17 protein-coding genes and 1 tRNA gene are annotated in these 20,959 nt (G+C 70.9%); 15 read left to right on the top strand and 3 right to left on the bottom strand.

The features are described from left to right. Positions 1–278: 278 nt before the first annotated feature. The 9 genes from MKK69_RS13920 to MKK69_RS13880 all read left to right on the top strand — a co-directional run bounded on the left by MKK69_RS13920 (position 279) and on the right by MKK69_RS13880 (position 10,874). Positions 279–671 carry an exopolysaccharide production protein YjbE gene (locus MKK69_RS13920; protein ID WP_243968589.1) on the top strand — a complete coding sequence of 131 codons (393 nt, stop codon included), beginning with the start codon at positions 279–281 and terminating at the stop codon, positions 669–671. A 442-nt stretch (positions 672–1,113) separates the two neighbouring features. After that, positions 1,114–2,220: an efflux RND transporter periplasmic adaptor subunit gene (locus MKK69_RS13915; protein WP_243968587.1), complete on the top strand. Its 1,107-nt coding sequence runs from the start codon at positions 1,114–1,116 to the stop codon at positions 2,218–2,220. Continuing rightward, positions 2,213–5,365 carry an efflux RND transporter permease subunit gene (locus MKK69_RS13910; protein ID WP_243968585.1) on the top strand — a complete coding sequence of 1,051 codons (3,153 nt, stop codon included), beginning with the start codon at positions 2,213–2,215 and terminating at the stop codon, positions 5,363–5,365. The genes MKK69_RS13915 and MKK69_RS13910 overlap by 8 nt, the downstream gene beginning before the upstream one ends. Positions 5,366–6,007: 642 nt before the next feature. Beyond that, on the top strand, positions 6,008–6,592 hold the full coding sequence (locus MKK69_RS13905; protein WP_243968583.1) for a cell division protein DivIVA: 585 nt from the start codon (positions 6,008–6,010) through the stop codon (positions 6,590–6,592). Positions 6,593–6,650: 58 nt separating this feature from the next. Further along, positions 6,651–7,118 (top strand): hypothetical protein, encoded by a 468-nt coding sequence (locus tag MKK69_RS13900; protein WP_243968581.1) that lies wholly within the window; start codon positions 6,651–6,653, stop codon positions 7,116–7,118. Between the two features lie 138 nt (positions 7,119–7,256). Continuing rightward, positions 7,257–7,790 carry a hypothetical protein gene (locus tag MKK69_RS13895; protein WP_243968579.1) on the top strand — a complete coding sequence of 178 codons (534 nt, stop codon included), beginning with the start codon at positions 7,257–7,259 and terminating at the stop codon, positions 7,788–7,790. Positions 7,791–7,866: 76 nt separating this feature from the next. Continuing rightward, positions 7,867–8,037, top strand: coding sequence for a hypothetical protein (locus MKK69_RS13890; protein WP_243968577.1), 171 nt, complete (start codon positions 7,867–7,869; stop codon positions 8,035–8,037). A gap of 379 nt (positions 8,038–8,416) precedes the next feature. Next, positions 8,417–9,556 (top strand): helix-turn-helix transcriptional regulator, encoded by a 1,140-nt coding sequence (locus MKK69_RS13885; protein ID WP_243968575.1) that lies wholly within the window; start codon positions 8,417–8,419, stop codon positions 9,554–9,556. 46 nt (positions 9,557–9,602) lie between these two features. Next, the gene (locus MKK69_RS13880) at positions 9,603–10,874 is read left to right on the top strand and encodes a cytochrome P450 (protein ID WP_243968573.1); all 1,272 of its coding nucleotides are present in this window, start codon (positions 9,603–9,605) and stop codon (positions 10,872–10,874) included. 65 nt (positions 10,875–10,939) lie between these two features. Here MKK69_RS13880 and MKK69_RS13875 read toward each other — a convergent pair whose 3' ends face one another. Next, positions 10,940–12,223, bottom strand: coding sequence for a hydantoinase/carbamoylase family amidase (locus tag MKK69_RS13875; protein ID WP_243968571.1), 1,284 nt, complete (start codon positions 12,221–12,223; stop codon positions 10,940–10,942). Between the two features lie 453 nt (positions 12,224–12,676). On the opposite strand from MKK69_RS13875, the gene MKK69_RS13870 reads away from it, so the two are divergent. From MKK69_RS13870 to MKK69_RS13845, 6 genes are read left to right on the top strand one after another with little or no spacing between them, the layout of a single operon-like run. After that, positions 12,677–13,903: a transporter substrate-binding protein gene (locus tag MKK69_RS13870; RefSeq protein WP_243968569.1), complete on the top strand. Its 1,227-nt coding sequence runs from the start codon at positions 12,677–12,679 to the stop codon at positions 13,901–13,903. Beyond that, positions 13,896–15,524, top strand: coding sequence for an urea ABC transporter permease subunit UrtB (gene urtB / locus MKK69_RS13865; protein WP_243968567.1), 1,629 nt, complete (start codon positions 13,896–13,898; stop codon positions 15,522–15,524). The genes MKK69_RS13870 and urtB overlap by 8 nt, the downstream gene beginning before the upstream one ends. Further along, a complete protein-coding gene (gene urtC / locus MKK69_RS13860; RefSeq protein WP_243968565.1) occupies positions 15,521–16,615 on the top strand; it encodes an urea ABC transporter permease subunit UrtC in 1,095 nt (364 codons plus the stop codon). Before urtB ends, urtC begins: the two co-directional genes overlap by 4 nt. Further along, complete coding sequence (locus tag MKK69_RS13855) at positions 16,612–17,322, top strand: ATP-binding cassette domain-containing protein (RefSeq protein ID WP_243968563.1); 711 nt, start codon at positions 16,612–16,614, stop codon at positions 17,320–17,322. Before urtC ends, MKK69_RS13855 begins: the two co-directional genes overlap by 4 nt. Further along, positions 17,319–18,035 (top strand): urea ABC transporter ATP-binding subunit UrtE, encoded by a 717-nt coding sequence (urtE, locus tag MKK69_RS13850; RefSeq protein ID WP_243968561.1) that lies wholly within the window; start codon positions 17,319–17,321, stop codon positions 18,033–18,035. The genes MKK69_RS13855 and urtE overlap by 4 nt, the downstream gene beginning before the upstream one ends. A 20-nt stretch (positions 18,036–18,055) precedes the next feature. After that, entirely contained in the window at positions 18,056–19,018 is a 963-nt protein-coding gene (locus MKK69_RS13845; protein WP_243968560.1) for an acetamidase/formamidase family protein, read from the top strand. Positions 19,019–19,155: 137 nt separating this feature from the next. Here MKK69_RS13845 and MKK69_RS13840 read toward each other — a convergent pair. Beyond that, positions 19,156–19,230, bottom strand: a tRNA-Gly gene (locus tag MKK69_RS13840). A 405-nt stretch (positions 19,231–19,635) separates the two neighbouring features. After that, positions 19,636–20,959 (bottom strand): PLP-dependent aminotransferase family protein (locus MKK69_RS13835; RefSeq protein ID WP_243968558.1); only part of this gene is annotated, 1,324 nt, incomplete at its 5' end.

Below are 20,959 nucleotides of genomic sequence, written 5' to 3'. Positions count from 1 at the left end.
CGCGCCGCCGGGCCCGATTCGATCCGCGGCCAGGGCGGAGCGTGCCCGTGAGAGTCTTGAACAGCCCGGACCGGAGTGCAAGGTCGATGCCGCATGGTCGGCCAGGGAATCTGACGACGGGGCCTGCGGGGACGCACGGCCGCCGCGCAAGGCCGATGCCTTGAGGCTCCGCGAATTCAGACCCTGTACTGCGACACGGTGAAGTTCGCGACATCTACCTCGGAACTCCCGGGAGGATTTAGCATTTAGCCCGGAGTAAAATATCTGGAGGAATGTTTATGAAGGTCTCACGTCTGGCCAGCGCCGTCGCGCTCCTGACCCTGGTCGCCGGCCCCGCCCTCGCGGCCCCGTGCAGCACCGGGACGACCATGCCCAAGACCCCGGATCAGCAGGCATCCAACCCCAAGAGCTCCGATGTCGACAAGTCGAGCAAGAACCTCGCCGGCGGCCAGCAGCCTGCCTCGCCCGGCACGGTCGGGGCCATGAACAACGCGGGTGCTGCTCAGACAGCGGACGCGCAGGCGACGGCGAATGCCCCCAAGTCCAGCGCCGATCCGGGTGCCGCGAACCTCGCGGGCGGCAAGCAGCCGTCCTCTCCCGGGACCGTCGGTGCGATGAACAACACCATGGCTGACCGTCAGACGGCGCCGGTTCAGGGCGGCGGCTGCTGATTTAGCACAACCCTGTTGCACGTCATGCGGAAGCCCGCCTCGCCCGTCGAGGCGGGCTTTTTCGTCCGTGCGGCCCGTGTCCGCCCTCCGGAGGGCGACATGCGTCCTGCGACTCCAAAAAAATTGACCCGTTGCATGCCGGCGTCGGACGACCGGTCCGATTGCGTGCTCTGGGCCTCTCCACGCGCATCTGATCGAATGGATCGCATTCGGCGCGGCGCCTGAACGGTCTTCGATGACACCCTGATACGGTCGTTGAGCCCCGGGCCCGCGCAGCGCGCCCCCGATGGCCTCGCGCTTTCAGGCTGATCTCGGCCCACCCGGCGCCGAGACGCATCCCCGCCGATCGACCGTCACGGAGTTTGAGCCGGGCTCATCCGGGTGTATCGGGTACATTCGGCATCCAACTCGGGATGTTTTGGCAATCACGCGGGGGCTTGGGGTGGGTCGGAGAACGCGCCTCATCGTCGGGCTGCTGCTGCTCGGGGCGATCGGCGTCGCCGTTTCGGAGCCCGGTCGAGGATTGCCCGGCCGGGCCGCCCTCGGCCTGCATGCGGCCGGCGAGCGGCTCGCGGTCCTCCTGCCCGCCATGCGCAAGCCGCCGGCGGTCGAGGCGCGGTTGCCGGCGCCGCGTACCGCCGTGGAAGACGGGCGGACCTTCATCCGGCTGTCCGATCCAGAGCGCGCGCGGATCGGGCTCGTCACCGAAACGCGCCCGGCCGTGCAGCATCGCCAGGAGCTGACCGCCTACGGCACCGTCCTCGATCTCGCCCGCATCACCGAGCTCACCAACAGCTACGCGGGCGCCGTCGCCGCGCTCCAGACCGCCCAGGCGCGGGCCGAGGTCTCGGCCAGCGCCGCCCGCCGCGCCCGCAACCTCGGCGCCGGGGTGGTGGCGGTCGCCCAGATCGAGACCGCGGAGGGCACGCTCCTGACCGACCGGGCCGCCCAGGCGGCGGCCGAATCGCAGGTGCGGACCCTCGCGGCGACCGCGCGGCAGGAATGGGGTTCCGCGCTCGGCAAGGCGATCATCGACCGCGCGCCCCTCGTCACCCGGCTGATCGAGCGCACGGATTTCCTGATGCAGGTGACGCTGCCGCCCGGGGAGACCTTCGCGAGCCCGCCGCAGGCCGCCTTTGCCGAGGTGCCGCCGCAGAGCGAGCGGGTCGCCCTGCGCCTGGTCTCGCCCGCCACCCGGACCGATCCCCGCCTCCAGGGTCAGAGCTTCTTCTACCTCGTGTCCGGCGACAGCGGACTCCTGCCCGGCACCAGCACGATGGCGTTCCTGCCGGGCGAGCGCGCGGTCCGCGGCGTGCTCGTTCCAGAGGATGCCGTGGTCCACGGGGAGGGGAGCAGCTGGGTCTATCGCAGCACCGGCGACGGCGCCTACGTCCGGCACCCGATCCGGCCGGACGCCCCCATGTCGGCGGACGCCTACGTGGTCGAGGATCTGCCGGACGGCGCGGAGATCGTGCTGCGGGGCGGCCAGGCCCTCCTCTCCGAGGAGATGAAGAGCCGCATCCGCGTGGTGGGCGACGACGATGACTGAGCCGTCCGGCTGGGCTGGCCGCTTCGGTCCCCAGGCTGCCCTCGTTGGTTTCGCCGTCCGTCAGCCGCGGGTGGTGCTGGCCCTGGCCTGCGCCCTCGTGATCTTCGGACTCACCGCGCTGGCCGGCGCCCGCTACGATGTCTTTCCCGAATTCGCGCCGCCGACCGTGACGATCCAGGCCGAGGCGCCGGGCCTCGACTCCGAGCAGGTCGAGGTGCTGGTGACGCAGCCGGTCGAGGTCGCGGTCGGCGGCCTCCCCGGCCTGGAGACGCTGCGCTCGACCTCGATCCAGGGCCTGTCGGTGATCACCGCCGTGTTCAGGCCGGGCAGCGACGTCGACCGGGTGCGCCAGCGGGTCAATGAGCGGCTGGCGGCTTTGTCGGGGCGCCTGCCCGACGGTGTCGCGGTGCCCGCGATGACCCCGCTCACCTCCTCGACCCTCACGGTGCTCCTCGTCGGGCTGACCTCCGGCACCCGGGATGCCATGGATCTGCGCCACGTCGCCGAATGGACCGTGCGCCGACGCCTCCAGGCGGTGCCGGGCATCGCCCAGGTGTCGCTCTACGGGGGTGCCGTGCGGGCGCTGCAGGTGCAGATCCGCTCCGACGACCTGATCCGCTACCAGATCGCCCTCAACGACGTGCTGGCCGCGGCCCGCAAGGCGACCGGCGTGCGCGGGGCCGGCTTCGTCGACACCCCGAACCAGCGCGTGCTGCTGCGGACCGAGGGGCAGTCGCTCACCCCGGAGGCGCTGGGGCGGACGGTGCTCCACAATGACGGCGGGGCGAGCGTGGTGCTCTCCGACGTGGCCACGGTCACGGCCGCCCCGGAGCCGGCGATCAGCGCCGCCCTGGTGGACGGCAAGCCCGGCGTCCTGCTGATGGTCGGCGCCCAGGTCGGGGTCGATACCCGGGCGGTGACGGCCCGCCTGGAGGCCGCCCTGGACGAGCTGCGCCCGGTCCTCGACCGAGAGGGAGTGTCCCTGCGCGCCGACCTGTTCCGGCCGGCGAACTTCGTGGATGTCGCCACCGGCAACGTGATCCAGGCCCTGGCGTTCGGCGGGGTCCTGGTGGTGATCGTGCTCCTGGTCTTCCTGGCGGATTGGCGGGCGGCGCTGATCAGCGCGGCGGCGATCCCGCTGTCGCTGATCGCCGCCGCGCTCGCCCTCCAAGCCTGGGGCGAGAGCCTTAACACGATGACGCTGGGTGGCCTCGCCCTCGCCATCGGCGAGGTCGTCGACGACGCGGTGATCGGCGTCGAGAACGTTTCCCGCCGCCTGCGGGCGGCGCGCCCCGGCGGGCAAGGGGCCGCCCGGGTTGTGCTCGGCGCGATGCTCGAAGTGCGCAGCTCGGTTGCCTACGCCACCCTGGCGGTGCTGCTGATGTTCCTGCCGGTCCTGGCGCTCACCGGGGTGGCGGGACGCCTGTTCGGCCCCCTGGCCCTCGCCTACGTCGCGGCGGTCGTCGCCTCGCTGCTCGTCGCGCTGACCGTGACGCCGGCGCTGGCGCTGCTCCTCCTCGGCGGCCGCAATGCCCGGGACGCCGCGACCCGCGAACCCCCGGTCGTGCGCTGGAGCCGCGCGGGATATCTGGCGCTGCTGGCGCGGATTGGCCGGGTGCCGCGGATCACGATGCTCGTGGGCGTGCTGGTGACGCTCGGCGGCGCCGCCATCCTGCCGACCCTCGGGGCGGTGTTCCTGCCCGACCTGAAGGAAGGCCACATGATCCTGCACATGGTGGCCGTGCCCGGCACCTCCCTGCAGGAATCGCAGCGGCTCAGCGGCCTCGTCTCCGGCGGCCTGAAAGGCATCCCGGGGGTACGGGCGGTGGCCGCACAGATCGGGCGCGCGGAGGCCGGAGAGGACACGGCGGGACCCCATTACAGCGAGATCCATATCGACCTGGAGCCCGGCCTCGACGGGGCCGCGCAGCGGAATATCGAGATGGCGATCCGCACGCTGGTCGCGGGTTTTCCCGGCGCGGCCTTTTCGCTGAAGACCTTCCTGACCGAACGCATCGAGGAGACGGTGTCGGGCTTCACCGCGCCGGTGGTCGTCAACGTGGTCGGCAGCGATCTCGACCGGATCGAGGCCGCCGCCCGCTCGGTGGCGCGCGAGCTCGCGGAGGTGAAGGGTGCCCGGGACGTCCAGCAGGCCTCCCCGGCCGGCCTGCCGCAGGTGACCGTGGCCCTGCGGCCGGTCGATCTGCGCCATTGGGGGCTCGATCTGGTGGAGGTGCTGGAGGCGGTGCGCACCGCCTACCAGGGCGATGTCGTCGGTCAGACCTACCGCGGCAATGCGACGGTCAACGTGTTGGTGATCCTCGACGCGCAGGTGCGGAGCCGGCTCAGTGCGATCGGCGATTTACCCTTGCGGGTGCCCGGCGGCCGCTTCGTCCGCCTCTCGCAGGTCGCCGATGTCTACGAGAGTGCCCGCCGCTATCAGGTGCAGCATCTTGGGGCGCAGCGGATGCAGGCGGTCACCGCCAACGTCGAGGGCCGCGACGTGTCGGGTTTCGTGGCGGCGGCCAAGCGCAAGATCGCCCGCGAGGTCCGGCTGCCCGAGGGGGTCTACGTCGCCTTCTCGGGGGCCGCGGAGGCGCAGGACACGGCCCGGCGCGACCTGATGATCCATGCCGGGCTGGCGGGCTTCGGGATCATCGTGCTGCTCGCTGTTGTCACCGGTTCCACGGCGAATCTGATGCTCGTCCTCGTCAACCTACCCTTCGCCTTCGTGGGCGGCGTGGCGGCGGCCGCGCTCGCGGGCGGCGTATTGTCGCTGGGTTCGATCGTGGGCTTCGTCACCCTCTCGGGGATCTCGCTGCGCAACAGCGTGATGATGGTTGCCCATTACGAGCAGATGGTGAACCGCGACGGCCGGCCCTGGGATGCCGCCACCGCCGCGGAGGGTGCGGCCGATCGGATGGTTCCGATCCTGATGACCTCCCTTGTCACCGGTCTCGGGCTGCTGCCCCTCGCCCTCGGCGCGGGCGAGCCCGGTCGGGAGATCGAAGGACCGATGGCGCTCGTGATCCTGGGCGGCCTCACGACCTCGACGGTTCTGAACCTCCTGGTCCTGCCGGTGCTGGCCCTGCGCTTCGCCCGCTTCCGGCCCGTCGACGATGCGCTGGCGGTCCTCCAGTCCTGAACTCGACCGATGTCGCCGCATCGGTGCGGTGCGGGCGCACTCTCGAATCCAGATCCATCTGGCGAGGCGGATTTGCGGTACACAAGGACCGTTTTTTGGGGCTCCGGACCAATACGACCGATTGATTGCAGTCATATCGAATAATTACATCAAATACAGGCGAGAAATTTATTTTGATATATGTTTAATATCCCAAAAAATGCGTGCAATGTAAATATTGATCGAGCTTAAAGACCAATATCGCCTGCCTTTGACCGCTGTGGCTTTCTCGGTCGCGCCGATACTGCAGGATGTATTGACCCAACGGGCATCGGCCAGCCCGGACATCGCGGGATATTCGACGCATCACGACGGCGGATCGGTCGAGGCCCGCCCCGACGGTCGAGCGGGACGAAGATTAATTGTGGTTAGGAGGAGCTTATGAAAAGCTAGCGGGCGAATACACAATTAACGAGTCATTAACCATGACTGTGTCTCTATCATGCCATGTTCGCCATGGGAAAGGCAGAAATGAGCATGATCGCGGCTCCCACAGCCTCTTGGTCCCACATTCTGACGCAGGTCGCGGAGAGTCTGGACCGGATCTCCGAGAAACCGTCGGCGGAGATCTTAAGGCTCAAACCGACCTCCGGTCCGGCCGACATGCCCGCGCTGCGGCTGAGCCTGGATTCCGAGGAGGTCCCGGCCGCGGTCGTCCCGCAGCCGGCCGTCAACGACGCCGAGCCGGTCCCGGCACCGGTCTCGGAACAGGCCTCCGGACCGACGTCGTCCGACGTTCAGCCCGACGCCGTCTCCGACTGGATGACGACCCTCGACATCATCAACGGCATGGTCGGTCTTGCCGACGAGCAGAAGAAGCGCCTGCGCGAGCAGAGCGCCTCGCACGGGGTGCTGCTCGAAACCGTGCAGCGCGAGCTCAAGGAGACGCAGCAGCGCCTGCAGCTCTCCGAGATGCGGGCCCACGAGATCCAGACGCGGGCCGATATCCGCCTGCAGCGGGTCCAGGCCGATGCGGATGCGCAGGTCGAGGAGATCCGTGCGGAAGCCGAGGCCCGGGTGCGCACGCTCCAGGCCGAGGCGGAAGCCTGGGTCCGGGCGGCCGAAGAGCAGGTGCGGGTCGCCGACCTCCGGGCCTATACCGCCGAGAAGTGGCTGTCCCGGATCGACGCGGCCGCCAAGACGCTGCTGCTCGGCGGCCATATGAGCCAGATCGAGGCCGAGGCCTGAGCGAACGGGCGCTCCACCCCCGTCGCTCCCGTCCTCCAGCCCGGCCCCAGGATCGATCATGGAACAGTCACGACGGATCGCCTCCGATCAGTCCGGCGCGGTGCTCGCCGCCACCGAGCCGACCACGGACGGCGCGATGTCCCAGGGCAAGGTCGTCGTCCTGACCTCGCTCCCGACGGCCGCGAAATGGTCGGGCCTGCTCGATCGGGTGCGCGGTGCGGCCGAATATATCCGCGCGGTCGAGGATCGCGCCCAGGATTACGAGGGACGCGTCCAGGACCTCGTCGAGCAGGTCCGTGCCGACCTCCGGGACGCCGATGCGAAGGTTCGCGCCGCCGAGCAACGCACCGACGAGGCCGAGGCGCAGGCCGCGATCCAGATCCGGGCCGCGGAGGAGCGGGCCCGTATCGCCGAGGAGCGCGCCGCGCTGGCCGAGGAGTGGCTGCGGCGGATCTCCGAAACGATCGAGGCCGAATTCGTCATGGCCCCTGCCGATTCGCGCAGGACCGCCGTGTCGGCCATTTGAGAGCAATCGTCGAACCCCCGGCCATCGGGGGTTCTTCGACCTGCGGATGATGCTGTGGCGGGCGTTTCCGGAGAGACGCGTGACGCAGCGTCGCCAACGCCGCCGTCTTGAGACACGAACGGGCAGAAGGGAACCGCGATGCCAGCGATGGACGAGGCGTTCTGGGCCAACCTCGATGCGCAGATCGTCGCGCACCGGCAGGACGGCCAGGACAAGCCGCCGGCCGCATCCCCCCAGCCGGCGCCGGTGATCGCCGTGGTGAACGGCGCGGCTCCGGCGCCCCGCCGGATGCCCTCGGACTGGACCGGTGTGCTCGACACCCTCACCGCGGCCAAGAGCGCCGCCCAGCAGCAGGAAACGCGCCTGCGGGAGCAGGCCGCCGAGCAGGACGCCCTGCTCCAGGAATTGAAGCGCTCGCAGCAGGAAGTCCGCGCCTTCGAGGTGCTGCTGCGCGAGGTTCAGGCTCAGGCGGACGCGAAGGCCGGGGAAATCCGGGCCCGCGCCGAGGCGCAGATCGGGAAGCTCCAGGCCGAGGCCGCCGCGCAGATGCAGGCGATGGAGGCGCGGGTCCAGGCTGCCGAACGACGCGCCGAGGCCGCCGAGGGCTGGCTGGTGCGGATCGAGCAGGCGAGCCGGGATCTGGCGCCCGCGGAGCGACGGGTCGCGGCGTAGGGACCATCAACTGGGGGGCGGGGCCATGTGCGCGCCGCGCCGCGTCCGCGCCGGGACGGCGGAACGATCGATCCGGGTGCCAGCGCTGGCGGCTCTGCTGGCGCTGTCGCTCGGCGGCTGCGTGACCTTGTCGGAGGGGCCTGTCGACCGGGACGTGATCGAGCAGGTCTTCCCGACCGCTCCCAGCGCGGCCGTGAGGGGCGCCGCCCAGGACCCCGCATGGCGGCTGCGGCTGACGCGCCTTTAAGCTCGCACCGTAACGCCTGTCGCCCCCCGCCTGCGCGATACGCGGTCGGGCCTGCCGGCATGCGATGTTACCGGCCATCCATCCCACAGCCGTCGCACGGCCCTCGGCGCATGCCTCATCCATTTGGGGGACGCGCTTCTCGTTCTCGTTGCTAAAACGAATGTACGAGCAACCCTAAGCCAGGGCCCCGACCATGCCCGAGCTGCCGTCGTGACGCGATCGACGAGCGCACCGGCCGCGTTCGCCGCCGTCCTCGGACACGTGGCGCAGCCTGCCGCCCGGACGGCACCGCCCGCCATGCCCGTCGAGGAGGCCGATCACCACCGCGAGCCGTAGGTTACGTCCGCGTTCAACCTGTCCCTGACAGCGGAGTGTGGCGATGGAAGAACTCGAGACCTATTCGCACCTGGTCGGGTCGATCTACGACCGTGTCGGCCAGCCGGAAGAGTGGTCCGCGCTTCTGGAAGACCTCGTCGGCTTCGTCGGCGGCCGGGTCGGGCAGCTCGCCGTGTTCAGCCTGGACGGGTCGCGCAAGCCCATGTGGGCGGTGTCAGGGTTCGACCGGACGCAGTACCGCACGTTCCTCTACCGGCACGCCACCGAGGACCCCCGGCTTCCCTACATCCTGTCGAACCAGGGCAAGGTGATTCGCGCCGAGGAGGGGGTCGATCCCGCCCAGTTCCGCGAGACGGCCCTGTTCAAGGAGGTCGTCCGGCCGTTCGGCATCGAGCACAGCCTGGTCACGTATTTCGCCCGGGAAGCCGACGTGATGGCGACCCTCGCGGCCATGCGCGACGAGGAGGCGGGCCCGTTCCAGTCCGCCGAGATGCGGCGCCTGTCGACGCTCGTGCCGCATCTGCGCCGGGCCTTCGAATTCTACGCCCTGATGCGGCAGGCCTCGGAGCGGTCCTCCGATCTCGCCTCCGCCCTCGACCTCCTCGACGCGGCCGTGATCCTCACGGATTCCCGTCTGCGCGTCGCCCATGCCAACCGCGCCGCCGAGGCATTGGCGAAGTCCCGCACGGGCCTGTCCCTCGACCGGGGCAGCCTCGCCATCAAGGACGGGCCGTGCTCGCGCCGGATCGCCAAAGCCGCCACCGAGGCGCTCGCCGCCGCCAAGGGCGGGGTCAAGATCACCCAGGCCGACCATATCGCCATCACCTGTGCCGAGACCGGCACCCCGATGCGGGTCTCGCTCCATCCCCTGTCCAAGCGTCCGACGGGCACGGGCTCGCGGGTCAGGGCCGAACTCGCCGTGGTGATCCGCAACGGCGCACCCAAGCTGCAGGAGGGGGCCCCCGGCCGCCTGCAATGCCTGTTCGGATTGACCGGCGCGGAGGCGGTCCTCGCCCACGCGGTCGCCTCGGGGCGCTCGCTCAGCACCCATGCCCGGGAGCGGGGGATCGCGATCTCCACCGTGCGGACGCAGCTGCGCGCCCTGTTCGCCAAGACCCAGACGCACCGACAGGGCGAACTCGTCGCGCGCCTACGCGAAGGCCTGGATATCTCCCTGAACTGACGGCCCGCCCCGCCGAACGCGGCCGCCTTGTGGAATGGAGTCGCGCATGCCCGATCCCGCCGCGCCCTGCCTCGCGGAGCTGGAAGCCCTGCCGGTGGCGGATCGCTGGCCGGTGGCCCGCGACTGGATCCGGCGCGCCCCCGGACCCTTCTTCGCGCAGTTGCGGGAGCGTGCGCCGATCCTGGATTGCGGCGCGGTCGTCCTCGTGGCCAGGCGCGCCGACGTGGCCGAAATCCTCACCCTGCCGAGCGTCTTCTCCGTCGCGCTCTACAAGCCCAAGATGGGCTCGTTCATGCTGGCGCTCGACGGGACCGAGGTGAACTACAGGGACAAGGCGGTGATGCGCGCCGTGCTGCCCTGGGGCGACCTTCCGGCCATCCGGACGCGCGCGGGCGCGATCACCGATGGGGTTCTCGACGCGGGCGGCGGATCGCTCGACGTCGTCGCGTCGATTGCGCGCCTGGTGCCGATGCGGATCGTCCAGGAGTTCCTCGGCTTCCCGGCGCCGGACGCCGACCTCTTGCGCTGGTCGTATGCGAACCAGCTCGACCAGTTTAACAACCTGCCCTTCGACGGGCGTCCGGATGCCGCGAAGGTCCAGGCCGCCGCCGAGCACGCCCGCGCGGAGATGCAGGCCGCTTTCGCGTCGCTCATTCCGGCCCGGCTCGCGGCCATCGAGGCGGGCGCGAACCCGCCCGACGACGTGCTCACGCGGCTTCTGCGGCTGCAGATGCCGGTCGCGGCCGGCTTCGGGATCGACCGGGTGGTCATCAACGTCGGCGGTCTCCTCATCGGCACCATCGAGACCACCGCGGAGGCCGTGGTGAATGCCCTGGCCGAGATCCTGCGGCGCCCGGACGTCCACGCGGCGGCGCGGGCCGCCGCGGCCGACATCGCGGCCTTCGACGGTTTCGTGTGGGAAGCGCTCCGTTTCGCGCCGATCGTCGCCTTCATGTTCCGGCAGGCCGAGACCGACCACGTGCTCGGACGCGGTGGCCCGGGGGCGCGCCGGATCCAGAAGGGCAGGGTGGTGCTGCCCCTGAGCCTGTCGGCGATGTTCGACGCCGACTGGGTGCCCGATCCCGAGCGCTTCGACCCGACCCGGCCGGACCACGCGTACCTGCATTTCGGCCTCGGTCACCACGAATGCCTGGGCCGCTACATGGCCGGCGTCATGATCCCGGAGATGGTGCGCCGGATCCTCCTCCGGGACGATCTCCGCGCCGAGAGCGCCGTCGAGGATGACGGCACGCCGTTCCCGACCGCCTTCCGGATCGCCTACGCGTGCGATCCCGCAGCGGTGCCAGACGGTCACTGACATGCCGCCGCCGGACTGCCCAGGTGGTCAGTCTCGCGCGTTGCGGTGCCCGAGTAGAATGGTCCTCAGCCGCCGCAGGTTTCCGCCGCCAGCCAGACGGTGAGGATCGCGGTGGCGTCGAGCAGATCGTCGATCGCCATGGCCTCGTCGGGGTTGTGGCTGCCGTTGGCGTTGCGCACGAACAGCATGGCCATCGGCACGCCGGCCTTGGCGAAGGCGGCGGCGTCGTGGGAGGCGGGGCTGCCGAGGGGCCGGGTCGCGATGCCGAGCGCGTCCGCCGCCGCCGCGAGCCCGTCGCGGATCCGGGGCGCGACCGCGCCCACGGAGGCCTCCGCTCGGGACCCGAGCGCCACCTTGACGCCGCGGCGCTCCGCCGCCGCCACAGCGTCCAGGAAGGCGGCCTCCAGTTCCGCCAGCACCCCGGCCGTGTAGGCCCGCATGTCCAGGCTGAAGCGGAATTCGCCGGGGACCGTGGTCATACCGTGCGCCGCGGCGTCGGTGTGGAACCGGCCGAAGGTGACCGCCATCGGGCAGCCGGCCGCCTCCCGCTCCGCCCAGACCCGGTCGAGGGCGAGGGCGATCTCCGCGCCGGCTATGGCGGCGTCCCGGCGGAAGCGGCGCGGGGTGCCGACATGGTCGTAACGCCCGCGGATCCGGACATCGGGATAGCGCACGTTGCCCGGGATCCCGGTGCAGAGCCCGACCGGGATCCCGGCTTCCTCGAGGCTCGGAGCCTGCTCGATATGCACCTCCAGGAAGGCGTGGATCGCGGTGGCGTCGAGGGCGGGCGGGCCGGCCCGCAGCGCTTCCGGGTCGCCGCCCGCCCGGGCGATATGCCCGGCGAGCGCTTGGCCGTCGTCGATCCGGACGGCATCGAGGGCCCCGTCCGGGAGGCTGCCGAGCGCTGCCCGGCTGCCGACGTAGGATACCTGGAACCAGACGCTCTCCTCGGCGCGGATCGCCATGACGGTGATGTCGCGCTCCGGCGTCAGACCGAGCCGGCGGATGGCCGCGACGGCGGCGAGGCCGGCCACCACGCCGGCGGCCCCGTCGTAATTGCCGCCCTGGGGCACGGTGTCGAGATGGGAGCCGATCAGGATCGGCGGCAAGCGGCGGTCCCGGCCCGGCAGGGTCATGGTGGTGTTGGCGGCGGCATCCCGCCGGACCGCGAGGCCGAGTTCCTCGGCGCAGCGCACCACCACCGCGTGGGCCGCGGTCTCCTCCGGGCTGTAGGAGGCCCGCGTGAACCCGGGCTCGGTCCGGCCGCAGCGGGCCAGCGCCGCGAACAAAGCCTCAACCCGGCCCCGCTGCGCGCGGACTGCCGCGCCGATCGCCGATGCCGTTTCCATCCCTGCGCCGCTCCAAGCCCGGATCGCTCGCCGCTGCGCTGCCATTTCCGTGCCGCCCGCGCCGTAGCCGGTCCGACGCCGAGCGTCAGCGCCGCGGCGCATCAGCCGAGGACGCGTTTCAGGCTGGGCTCGAACCGTGAGCAGCCGGTCGAGAATTCGGGACGGCGATCATTGCCGTGACGGGCGCACATATCGGCTCGCCCCGGGAAGCGGATGTCGGGATCCGCGGCATGACCGCTCCGTGCCTCAGAAGCGGCCGCGCTTCAGTGCCATTATACGTCGGCCCCGTATTCCGGTCTTTGAAGCGGATGGTCCCGGGCGAATTCTGCCCGTCGCGTGTACAAGTGACGCCAATATGCGCAAGCCATCCGGCGATCTGCAGCCTCTTTGACCTTCCCGTCCCCGACCCCGCGGCCGACAATCGAGCGTGCGGCCGAGGGAGCTTTGGAATCGATGACGCAACTCACGCGGCGCGGCGTCCTGGGCACGGCGGCTTTCCTGGCGGCGCCTGCGCTCATCCGGCCGGCCTTCGCCGCCGATACGGTCAAGCTCGGCTGCCTGTTCTCGTCCTCCGGCACGATGGCCAATCTTGAGGGCCGGCTGAACCACGTGGTCCGGATGGCGGCCGACGAGATCAACGGGCGCGGCGGCGTCAACGGCCGTCAGATCGAGGTCGTGACCTCCGATCCCGCCTCGGACTGGCCGCTCTACGCACAGGTCGGACGGCAGATGCTCCAGCAGGAGAAGGTCGCGGCCCTGTTCGGGTGCTGGACTTCGGTGTCGCGGAAGTCGGTGCTTCCGGTCGTCGAGCAAAATGACGGGTTGCTGTTTTACCCGCTGCATTTCGAGGGCGACGAGAATTCGAAGAACGTCGTCTACGTGAACTCGCCGCCGGCGAGTTCCGTGCTGCCCGCGGTCGACTACCTGATGGGTCCGGACGGGGTCGGCGCGAAGCGCTTCTTCATGATCGGCTCGGACTATGTCTGGCCGCGCACGATCAACAAGCAGCTGAAGGGCTACTGGACGGGCAAGGGCATCCCCGAGACCGCGTGGCGCGAGGAATACGTGCCCTTCGGCTTCTCGAACTTCCAGACGCTGGTGAACCAGGTGCGCAGCTTCGCCAGCCAGCCCGGCGGCCAGCCGATCGTGGTGCTCACCGTCGTCGGCTCCTCGATCCCCGATTTCCTGCGCGAATTCGCCAACCAGGGCATCAGTGCCACCGACGTCCCGATCCTCGGCCTCGACATGGTGGAGGCCGATCTGGAGGGTCTCGATACCGGGAAGCTCGTCGGCCATCTGAACTGCTGGGCCTATCTCCAGGCCGCCAAGGGCGAGCGGAACAGGAAATTCCTCGGCGACTGGGCATCCTACGTGAAGGCCAAGAACGTCCCGTTCAGCGCCGATACCGTGATCGATCCGATGGTTTCGGCCTACGACAGCGTCCAGCTCTGGGCGCTGGCCGCCGCCAAGGCGGGGTCCTTCGCGGTCCCGGAGGTGCGCAAGGCCTTCGCGGGTCTGAGCTTCGACGACCCGTCCGGCTACACGCTGACCATGACGGGGGCGGACAACTACGTCTCCCGCGGCGTCTTCATCGGGTCGGTCAACGAGAAGCGCGGCTTCGACGTGCTCTGGCAATCCCCCGACGCCCCGAAGCCGGTCCCGTTCAGCCCCTATGGCTGATCCGGGGCGGCGTGCCATCCTGGCGCTCTGGTCCCTGGCGCTCGCCTGTCTCGCTCTCCCGGCCACCGCCGCACCGTTCGACCGGGCGGCGCTCGCGGCCGCGCTCTGCGGCGACGGGGCAGCGCAGGTGCGCGGGGCCGAGGGCCTCGTCCAGGCCGGCGGCGCGCTGCCGGGCGATGACCTGGCGTTCGCGGGGCGGATCCTGGGCGCGTTGGCCGAGCGCCGCCTGTCCTGCACCGCCGAGGGCGCGGTCCTGCTCGATCGCCCGGGGGCGCCCGAGGGCCGCGACGCCGTCACCGACGCGGTTCGGCCGGCCGCGGAGGCGCGCGCGCCCGTCCTCGGCCTGCGCCAGCGCGCCGCCGTCGAGACCGCGCGCGGCATGATCGGCCTCCTGACCGGACCGGATCCGGCGGCGCGCGCCGCCGGTCTCGCGGTCCTGGAAAGGCGCATCGCGACCGTGCCGGAGGCGGTGTTCGACCGGGCGCGGGACGCGGAGACGGATCCCGGTCTGAAGTCCACCATCGCCGGCCTCGCCCAGGCGGCCGCCCTGTCTTCGGCCGATCCGGCCCGGCGCGTCGCGGCGATTGGCGCCGTGGCGGCGAGTCCGTCCGGGACCGCCCGGGCGCGGCTCGCGGCGCTGAAGGGCGATCCGGCCTACGCGACCGATCCGGCCTTCCGGGCGGCCGTCGATGCGGGGCTCGCCCGGGTCGGCCGCGCGGTCGCGATCGGCGACGCCCTCGCGGTCGTCTACAACGGGTTGAGCTTCGCCAGCATCCTGTTCATGGCGGCGGCCGGGCTCGCGATCATCTTCGGCTTGATGGGCGTCATCAACCTCGCCCAGGGCGAGTTCATCATGCTCGGCGCCTACGCCACCTACGGCGTGCAGGAGGCGCTGCGCCGGTTCGCCCCCGGGCTGCTCGACCTCTACCTCGTCGCGGCGATCCCGGTGGCCTTCGGCGCCGTCGCCCTGGTGGGGATCGTGGTCGAGGCGCTGATCCTGCGCCACCTCTACCGGCGCCCGCTGATGAGCCTGCTCGCCACCTGGGCGGTGAGCCTGTTCCTGGTGAATCTGATCCGCGTCACCGTCGGGACGCAGAACCTGCAATTCGCGATGCCGGCCTACGTCAGCGGCGGCGTACCGCTCTACGCCGACTTCGTCGTCACCTGGAACCGCCTCTTCGCCATCGGCTTCGCGGTGGTGACGCTGGCCCTGACCCTGCTGATCCTGCGCCGCACCCCCCTCGGGCTCGACATCCGCGCGGTGACCCAGAACCGCGACATGGCCGCCTGCCTGGGCCTGCCGACCCGCCGGGTCGACCGCCTCGCCTTCGGCCTCGGCTCGGGGCTGGCGGGGCTCGCCGGGGTGGCGCTCTGCCCGATCTACAGCGTCAATCCCGGCATGGGCTCCGGCTTCATCATCGACAGCTTCATGGTCGTGGTGCTGGGCGGCGTCGGCAGCCTTGCCGGGACCCTGGTGGCGGCGCTCGGGGTCGGCGGCGCCAATGTGCTGCTCGAGCCGATTTCCGGCGCGGTCGCCGCCAAGGTGATCGTGCTCGTCGGCATCATCCTGTTCCTGCAGCGCCGGCCCGAGGGGCTGTTCGCGTTCCGGCGGCGGCGATGAGCGGAACCCTCCGGACCGCCCTGGCGCGCCAGACCGGGCCGGCGACGCGGGCCCTGCGCGATCCCCTGGTCGCCGGGCTGGTCGGGCTTTGCCTCGCCGCCGCGGCGGCCCTGCTGGTGGCTCCCCCCGCCCCCTACCTCGTCAACGCCCTGGGCCAGCTCGCCGCCTTCGCGATCCTGGCCGTCTCCCTCGACCTGGTCTGGGGCTATCTCGGCATCCTCAGCCTGGGGCACGGGCTGTTCTTCGCCATCGGCGGCTATGTCTGCGCCATGCACCTGCTCGCCCACGGCGCTGCCGTGACCGGGGTGCTGCCGGACTTCGTGCAGTTCATGGGCTGGAAGAGCCTCCCGGCCTACTGGGCGGGCCTCGACCACGCCGCCTACGCCTTCCTGCTCGCACTGGCGGTCGCCGGCCTCGTCGCCTTCCTGTTCGGGCTCGCCTCGTTCCGCTCGCGGGTCAACGGCGTCTACTTCTCGATCATCAGCCAGGCGCTGGTCTACGTCGCGATGCTGCTGATGTACCGCAACGATACCGGTCTCGGCGGCAACAACGGCATGACCGGCTTCCCGCTGCTGTTCGGCTGGCCGATGGGCTCCCCCGGCGTGGTCACGGGCCTCGCGGTTGCCACGCTGATGGCACTGGCCGCCGTGCTCGCCGGCGCCCGGCTCTTGGTCGGCAGTGCCGTCGGGCGGCGGATGCTCGCCTGCCGCGACGACGAGACCCGCCTGCGCACGCTGGGCTACAGCACCACCCGGCTGAAGCTCGGGATCTGGTGCCTCTCGGCCATGATCGCCGCCCTGGCCGGCATCCTGTACGTGCCGCAGGTCGGCATCATCAACCCGCGGGTGCTGGCGCCCGATCTGTCCATCGAGATCGCCGTCTGGGTGGCGATCGGCGGGCTGGGGCGGCTCGGCGGGGCGGTGATCGGCGCCGTGCTCGTCAACGGCCTGAAATTCTGGCTCAGCGCCGCGATGCCGGAGGCGTGGCCCTTCATCCTGTCGGGACTGGTGCTCCTCGTGGTGCTGGTGCTGCCGAACGGGCTTCTCGACCTCGCGGGCCTCCGCCCGACCTGGCTGCGGGCGGCCCGATGAGCGCCCTGGTGGTCGATGCCCTGACGGTCGTCTTCGGGCGCTTCACCGCCCTCGATGCCGTCTCGCTGGCGGTCGATCCCGGCGAGGTGCGGGCCGTGATCGGGCCGAACGGCGCCGGCAAGACCACGCTGCTCGACGTCATCTCCGGCATCACCAAACCGGTCGCCGGCCGGGTGACCCTGGGCGACGGGCTCGACCTGACCCAGTGCTCCGAGGCCGCGATCGCCCGGGCCGGCGTGCGGCGCAAGTTCCAGAAGCCCAGCGTCTTCCCGGCCCTCACCGTGCGCGAGAACCTGGAGATCGGCTGCGGGCCCGCGCTGGCGCCCCGCGAACGCCCCGCCCGCATAAGCTCCGTCCTGGGGGAGATCGGCCTCGCCCCGCGTGCCGCGGTTTTGGCCGGACGCCTCGCCCACGGTGAGAAGCAGTGGCTGGAGATCGGCATGGTGCTGGCCGCAGAGCCCGCGCTCCTCCTGCTCGACGAGCCGGTGGCCGGCCTCTCCGACGCCGAGACGGCCCACACCGCCGCGCTGATCCGCGCGCTTCGGCGGCCGGACCGGGCGATTCTGGTGATCGAGCACGACATGGCCTTCGTGGAGGCCGTCGCCGACCGGGTGACGGTGCTGCACGAGGGCCGCACCCTCTACGAGGGCAGCATGCGCGGCGCCCGCGGCGATGCCCGGGTCATCGAGGTCTTCCTCGGACGATGAGTGATACGACGCCCGCACCGGCACGCCTCGCAGTCGAGGGGCTCGACCAGCATTACGGCAGTGCGCAGGTGCTGCGCGGGATCGACCTCGCCGTCCAGCCGGGGGCCTGCCTGGCCGTGCTCGGCCGCAACGGCGCCGGCAAGACCACGCTGCTGCGCTGCCTTACCGGCCTGATCCCGGCGAGCCGCGGCCGGATCGCCCTCGACGGGATCACGTTGGACCGCCTGTCGCCGGACCGCCGCGCCCGTTCGGGCCTCGCCTACGTGCCCCAGGGCCGCGAGATTTTTTCGGAGCTGACCGTCGCCGAGAACCTGAGGGTCGCCGCCCGCGCCCACGGGCTGGAGCGCACCGATGCCGTGGACGAGGCCGTCGCGCTCTTCCCCGCCCTGCGCGGGCTTTGGCACCGCCCGGGCGGCAACCTCTCGGGCGGCCAGCAGCAGCAGCTCGCCATCGCCCGGGCGCTCGCCACGCGACCCCGGGCGCTCCTGCTGGACGAGCCGACGGAGGGCATCCAGCCCTCGATCGTGGCCGCCATCGAGACCGTGATCGCCGGCCTGAACGGCCGGATCACGGTGCTGCTCGTGGAGCAGTATCTCGATTTCGCATTGCGGGTCGCCGACGCCGTGGTGGTGCTGTCCCGGGGCAGCGTCGTCGAGCGCGGCGCCCCCGGTGCGCTGAACCACGATACGCTCACCCGTCACATCGCCGTCTGACGGCACAACAAGGAGACGCCGTGTCCACGCATCACGAGATCCCCGCCACGCCCGAGACGATGGTGCTCGGCTACTTCGACGCCGCCCTGCCGCCGGTCCTCACCGTCGCGTCCGGCGACACCGTCACCCTGCACTCGCATCCGGCGGGCGGGCGCGAGTCGCTCCATCCCGATCCGGCCCGGGTGCCGGCCGACCTGCTCCACGCCCTCGACACCCTGCAGCGCGGCCCCGGCCCGCATTTCGTCACCGGGCCGGTCCACGTGGCGGGCGCCGAGCCCGGCGACATGCTCCAGGTCGACATCCTCGACCTGAAGTTCCGCCTGGATTGGGGCTTCGTGGCGATCCTGCCGCTGCTCGGCACCCTGCCGGACGAGTTCACCGACTACGAGACGATCCACGCCGACATCGACACCGCCCGCGGCCTCTGCCGGCTGCCCTGGGGCACGGAACTGCCCCTCGACCCGTTCTTCGGCATCCTGGGCACCGCCCCGCCCGCCGCCTGGGGCCGGGTCGGCACACCGGTGCCCCGCGCCTTCGGCGGCAACATGGACAACAAGGAGATGCGGGTCGGCACGACTTTGTACCTGCCGGTGTTCAATCCCGGCGGCGGCTTCTACGCGGGGGATGGCCACGGGGTCCAGGGCGACGGCGAGGTCTGCATCACGGCGCTTGAGACGGGGCTCACCGGCACGTTCCGCCTCACCGTGCGCAAGGATCTCCCGGGCGCCTGGCCCTTCGCCGAGACCCCCACCGACCTGATGTCCATCGGCCTGCACGAGAGCCTTGACGAGGCGATGCGGCAGGCCGTGCGCGAGATGGTCCGCCTCGTCTGCGCGCGCACCGGACTCACCCGGAACCAAGCCTATATGCTGTGCTCGCTGGCCGGAAACCTGCGGATCACCCAGACGGTCGATGGCAACAAGGGCGTGCACATGCTCATGCCCAAGGCCGCCCTCGCTCAGGCCCCATCCCGGACGGCCTGACACGCGATCGAATCGCCGTCTGCCAGATGTCAGTTGGCGCGTCTCTCGATATTCGGGACGGCGCGCCATCGACCGGTAGGGCCGTCCCGAGCAGGGGCGGGCCTACCGCACGCGGTCGTCTTCGACGGGGAATGGCGTGGAGCGGGCGATCGGGATCGAACCGACGACATTCAGCTTGGGAAGCTGACGTTCTACCACTGAACTACGCCCGCAACGGGATGCGTTCTGAACGGCTTCGGGGGTCCGAGTCAACGCCCTTCGTGACGGTCCTGGCCGCTGCGTCGCAGATTGGTCGCGCGAGCGAAGCGGCATCGGACAGTCTCGTCGATGCGCTGCGGCAGCGCGAAGTCCGTTGGGTGACCGGAGTGCCACGTCTGCGGACGCGGGAGGCGAAGATGGCCTGTCGCCGCCCGAGTTCGGATCGCTCACGGTAGCGTAGCCCGGAAGCAGTCCTCCTAGGTCGCCGGGAGACCTTCGCATGGCGATCGCGATCAGGCTGTTTTCGGCTGCACGGCCGATGACCGGAAAGAGCTTGATCGTGTGATCGTCTTGGTCGTCATTCGAGCGCATCATCGAGTGACCGGGCGTGTGCTTCGACCGCGATGGGGCTCGGCGGTTCAGATGTAGGCCGAGGCGAGGGCCGGGGAGCCTTCGAGGGCGTGGGCAAGCACCTCCAAGCCGTGCGTGATCTGCTGACGGGTCGAGGGGCCGCCGAGACAGAGACGGACCGCCTCCGGTGGCGTCCCCGCGACGCAAAACGGGTCGCTGGCGATGACGCCGAGCCCGGCCGACCGACCTTGGCTGGCGAAGGCCGAGCGCGTCCAGCCCTCCGGCAGCGTGATCCAGACGTGGAAGGCATGCGGATCGGCCGTGTAGGTCCCGGCTGGAAGCATCGCGGTTGCGATGCGCTGCCGTGCGGCTGATTCCTCGCGGACGAACTGGACGATGGCCTCCGCCGTGCCATCCATGATCCAGCGCGTCGCCAGGGCCGTCGAGATCGGCGAGGCCATGACCGTAGCGGCGCGCAGGGCGCCCCCCAGGGGCAGTGCGGAACGGGCGCTCGGGGCGACCAGGAAGGCGAGCCGAAGTCCGGCGCCCAGGCACTTGGCCAGTCCCGCCACGTAGTAGGTGATCTCCGGTGCGAGTTCCGCAAAACTCGGCGGCGGAGACGGGCAGATGCGGGCGTAGGCGTCGTCCTCGATGATGGTGACGGCGTATCGCCGCGCAACCGCGATCACGGCCTCGCGCCGCGTCCTGGGCAGGGTCGCGGTGGTGGGGTTCTGCAGCAACGGATTCAGGTAGATGGCCTTCGGCGCGACTTTGGTGCAGGCGGCGGCGAAGGCATCCGGATCGACCCCGTATCGGTCCATGGGCAAATCGACGAGGCGCAGGCGCAGATGTGCGGCGAGCGCGCGGATCCCGGGATAGGTGATCCGCTCGGCGCAGATCGTGTCGCCCGCCTGAGCGACCTGCCCCAGTATGCCGAACAGGGCGCTGTGCGCGCCCGGGCAGATCAGCAGACGCTCCCGGGACGTGACGACCCCGCGGCCTTTCAGCCAGCGCAGAGCCGCTTCCTTGTCCTCCTCCGTGCCGCCGAAGCCCTGGTAGCGCAACAGGTTGGTGAGATCGCCGGACAGGTCCGCGAACGAGGCCTGCATGCGGGCTTGCAGGGCCGGCGCGTCGGGCTCGGGGGGCAGGTTCATGGTGAAGTCGACGGGACCGGTTCGACGCGCTGTCGTGGCACCGGTCGAACGCGGCGGGCGAGCGGGATCGACCACGAAGGTTCCCTGACCGACGCGCCCCTCGATCAGCCCGCGCTTATGGGCTTCGACGTATCCGCGCGACACCGTCGTGAAGTTCAGGTCGAGCGCCTCAGCGAGGGCGCGCTGGGTCGGCAGGCGCGTCCCCGCGGTCAGACGCCCGGTTCGGATGTCCTCGGCC

This window comes from Methylobacterium sp. J-026, assembly GCF_022829585.1.
Classification (GTDB): domain Bacteria; phylum Pseudomonadota; class Alphaproteobacteria; order Rhizobiales; family Beijerinckiaceae; genus Methylobacterium.
Note: the sequence above shows the minus strand (reverse complement) of the source record. Positions and strands in the feature narration are given on the sequence as shown.

Excerpts from the sequence above, each read along its gene's own strand:
- MKK69_RS13920 (WP_243968589.1), top strand. The coding sequence starts at position 279 with ATGAAGGTCTCACGTCTGGCCAGCGCCGTCGCGCTCCTGACCCTGGTC.
- MKK69_RS13910 (WP_243968585.1), top strand. The coding sequence starts at position 2,213 with ATGACTGAGCCGTCCGGCTGGGCTGGCCGCTTCGGTCCCCAGGCTGCC.
- MKK69_RS13905 (WP_243968583.1), top strand. The coding sequence starts at position 6,008 with ATGCCCGCGCTGCGGCTGAGCCTGGATTCCGAGGAGGTCCCGGCCGCG.
- MKK69_RS13900 (WP_243968581.1), top strand. The coding sequence starts at position 6,651 with ATGGAACAGTCACGACGGATCGCCTCCGATCAGTCCGGCGCGGTGCTC.
- MKK69_RS13895 (WP_243968579.1), top strand. The coding sequence starts at position 7,257 with ATGCCAGCGATGGACGAGGCGTTCTGGGCCAACCTCGATGCGCAGATC.
- MKK69_RS13885 (WP_243968575.1), top strand. The coding sequence starts at position 8,417 with ATGGAAGAACTCGAGACCTATTCGCACCTGGTCGGGTCGATCTACGAC.
- MKK69_RS13880 (WP_243968573.1), top strand. The coding sequence starts at position 9,603 with ATGCCCGATCCCGCCGCGCCCTGCCTCGCGGAGCTGGAAGCCCTGCCG.
- MKK69_RS13875 (WP_243968571.1), bottom strand. The coding sequence starts at position 12,223 with ATGGAAACGGCATCGGCGATCGGCGCGGCAGTCCGCGCGCAGCGGGGC.
- MKK69_RS13870 (WP_243968569.1), top strand. The coding sequence starts at position 12,677 with ATGACGCAACTCACGCGGCGCGGCGTCCTGGGCACGGCGGCTTTCCTG.
- urtB (WP_243968567.1), top strand. The coding sequence starts at position 13,896 with ATGGCTGATCCGGGGCGGCGTGCCATCCTGGCGCTCTGGTCCCTGGCG.
- urtC (WP_243968565.1), top strand. The coding sequence starts at position 15,521 with ATGAGCGGAACCCTCCGGACCGCCCTGGCGCGCCAGACCGGGCCGGCG.
- MKK69_RS13855 (WP_243968563.1), top strand. The coding sequence starts at position 16,612 with ATGAGCGCCCTGGTGGTCGATGCCCTGACGGTCGTCTTCGGGCGCTTC.
- urtE (WP_243968561.1), top strand. The coding sequence starts at position 17,319 with ATGAGTGATACGACGCCCGCACCGGCACGCCTCGCAGTCGAGGGGCTC.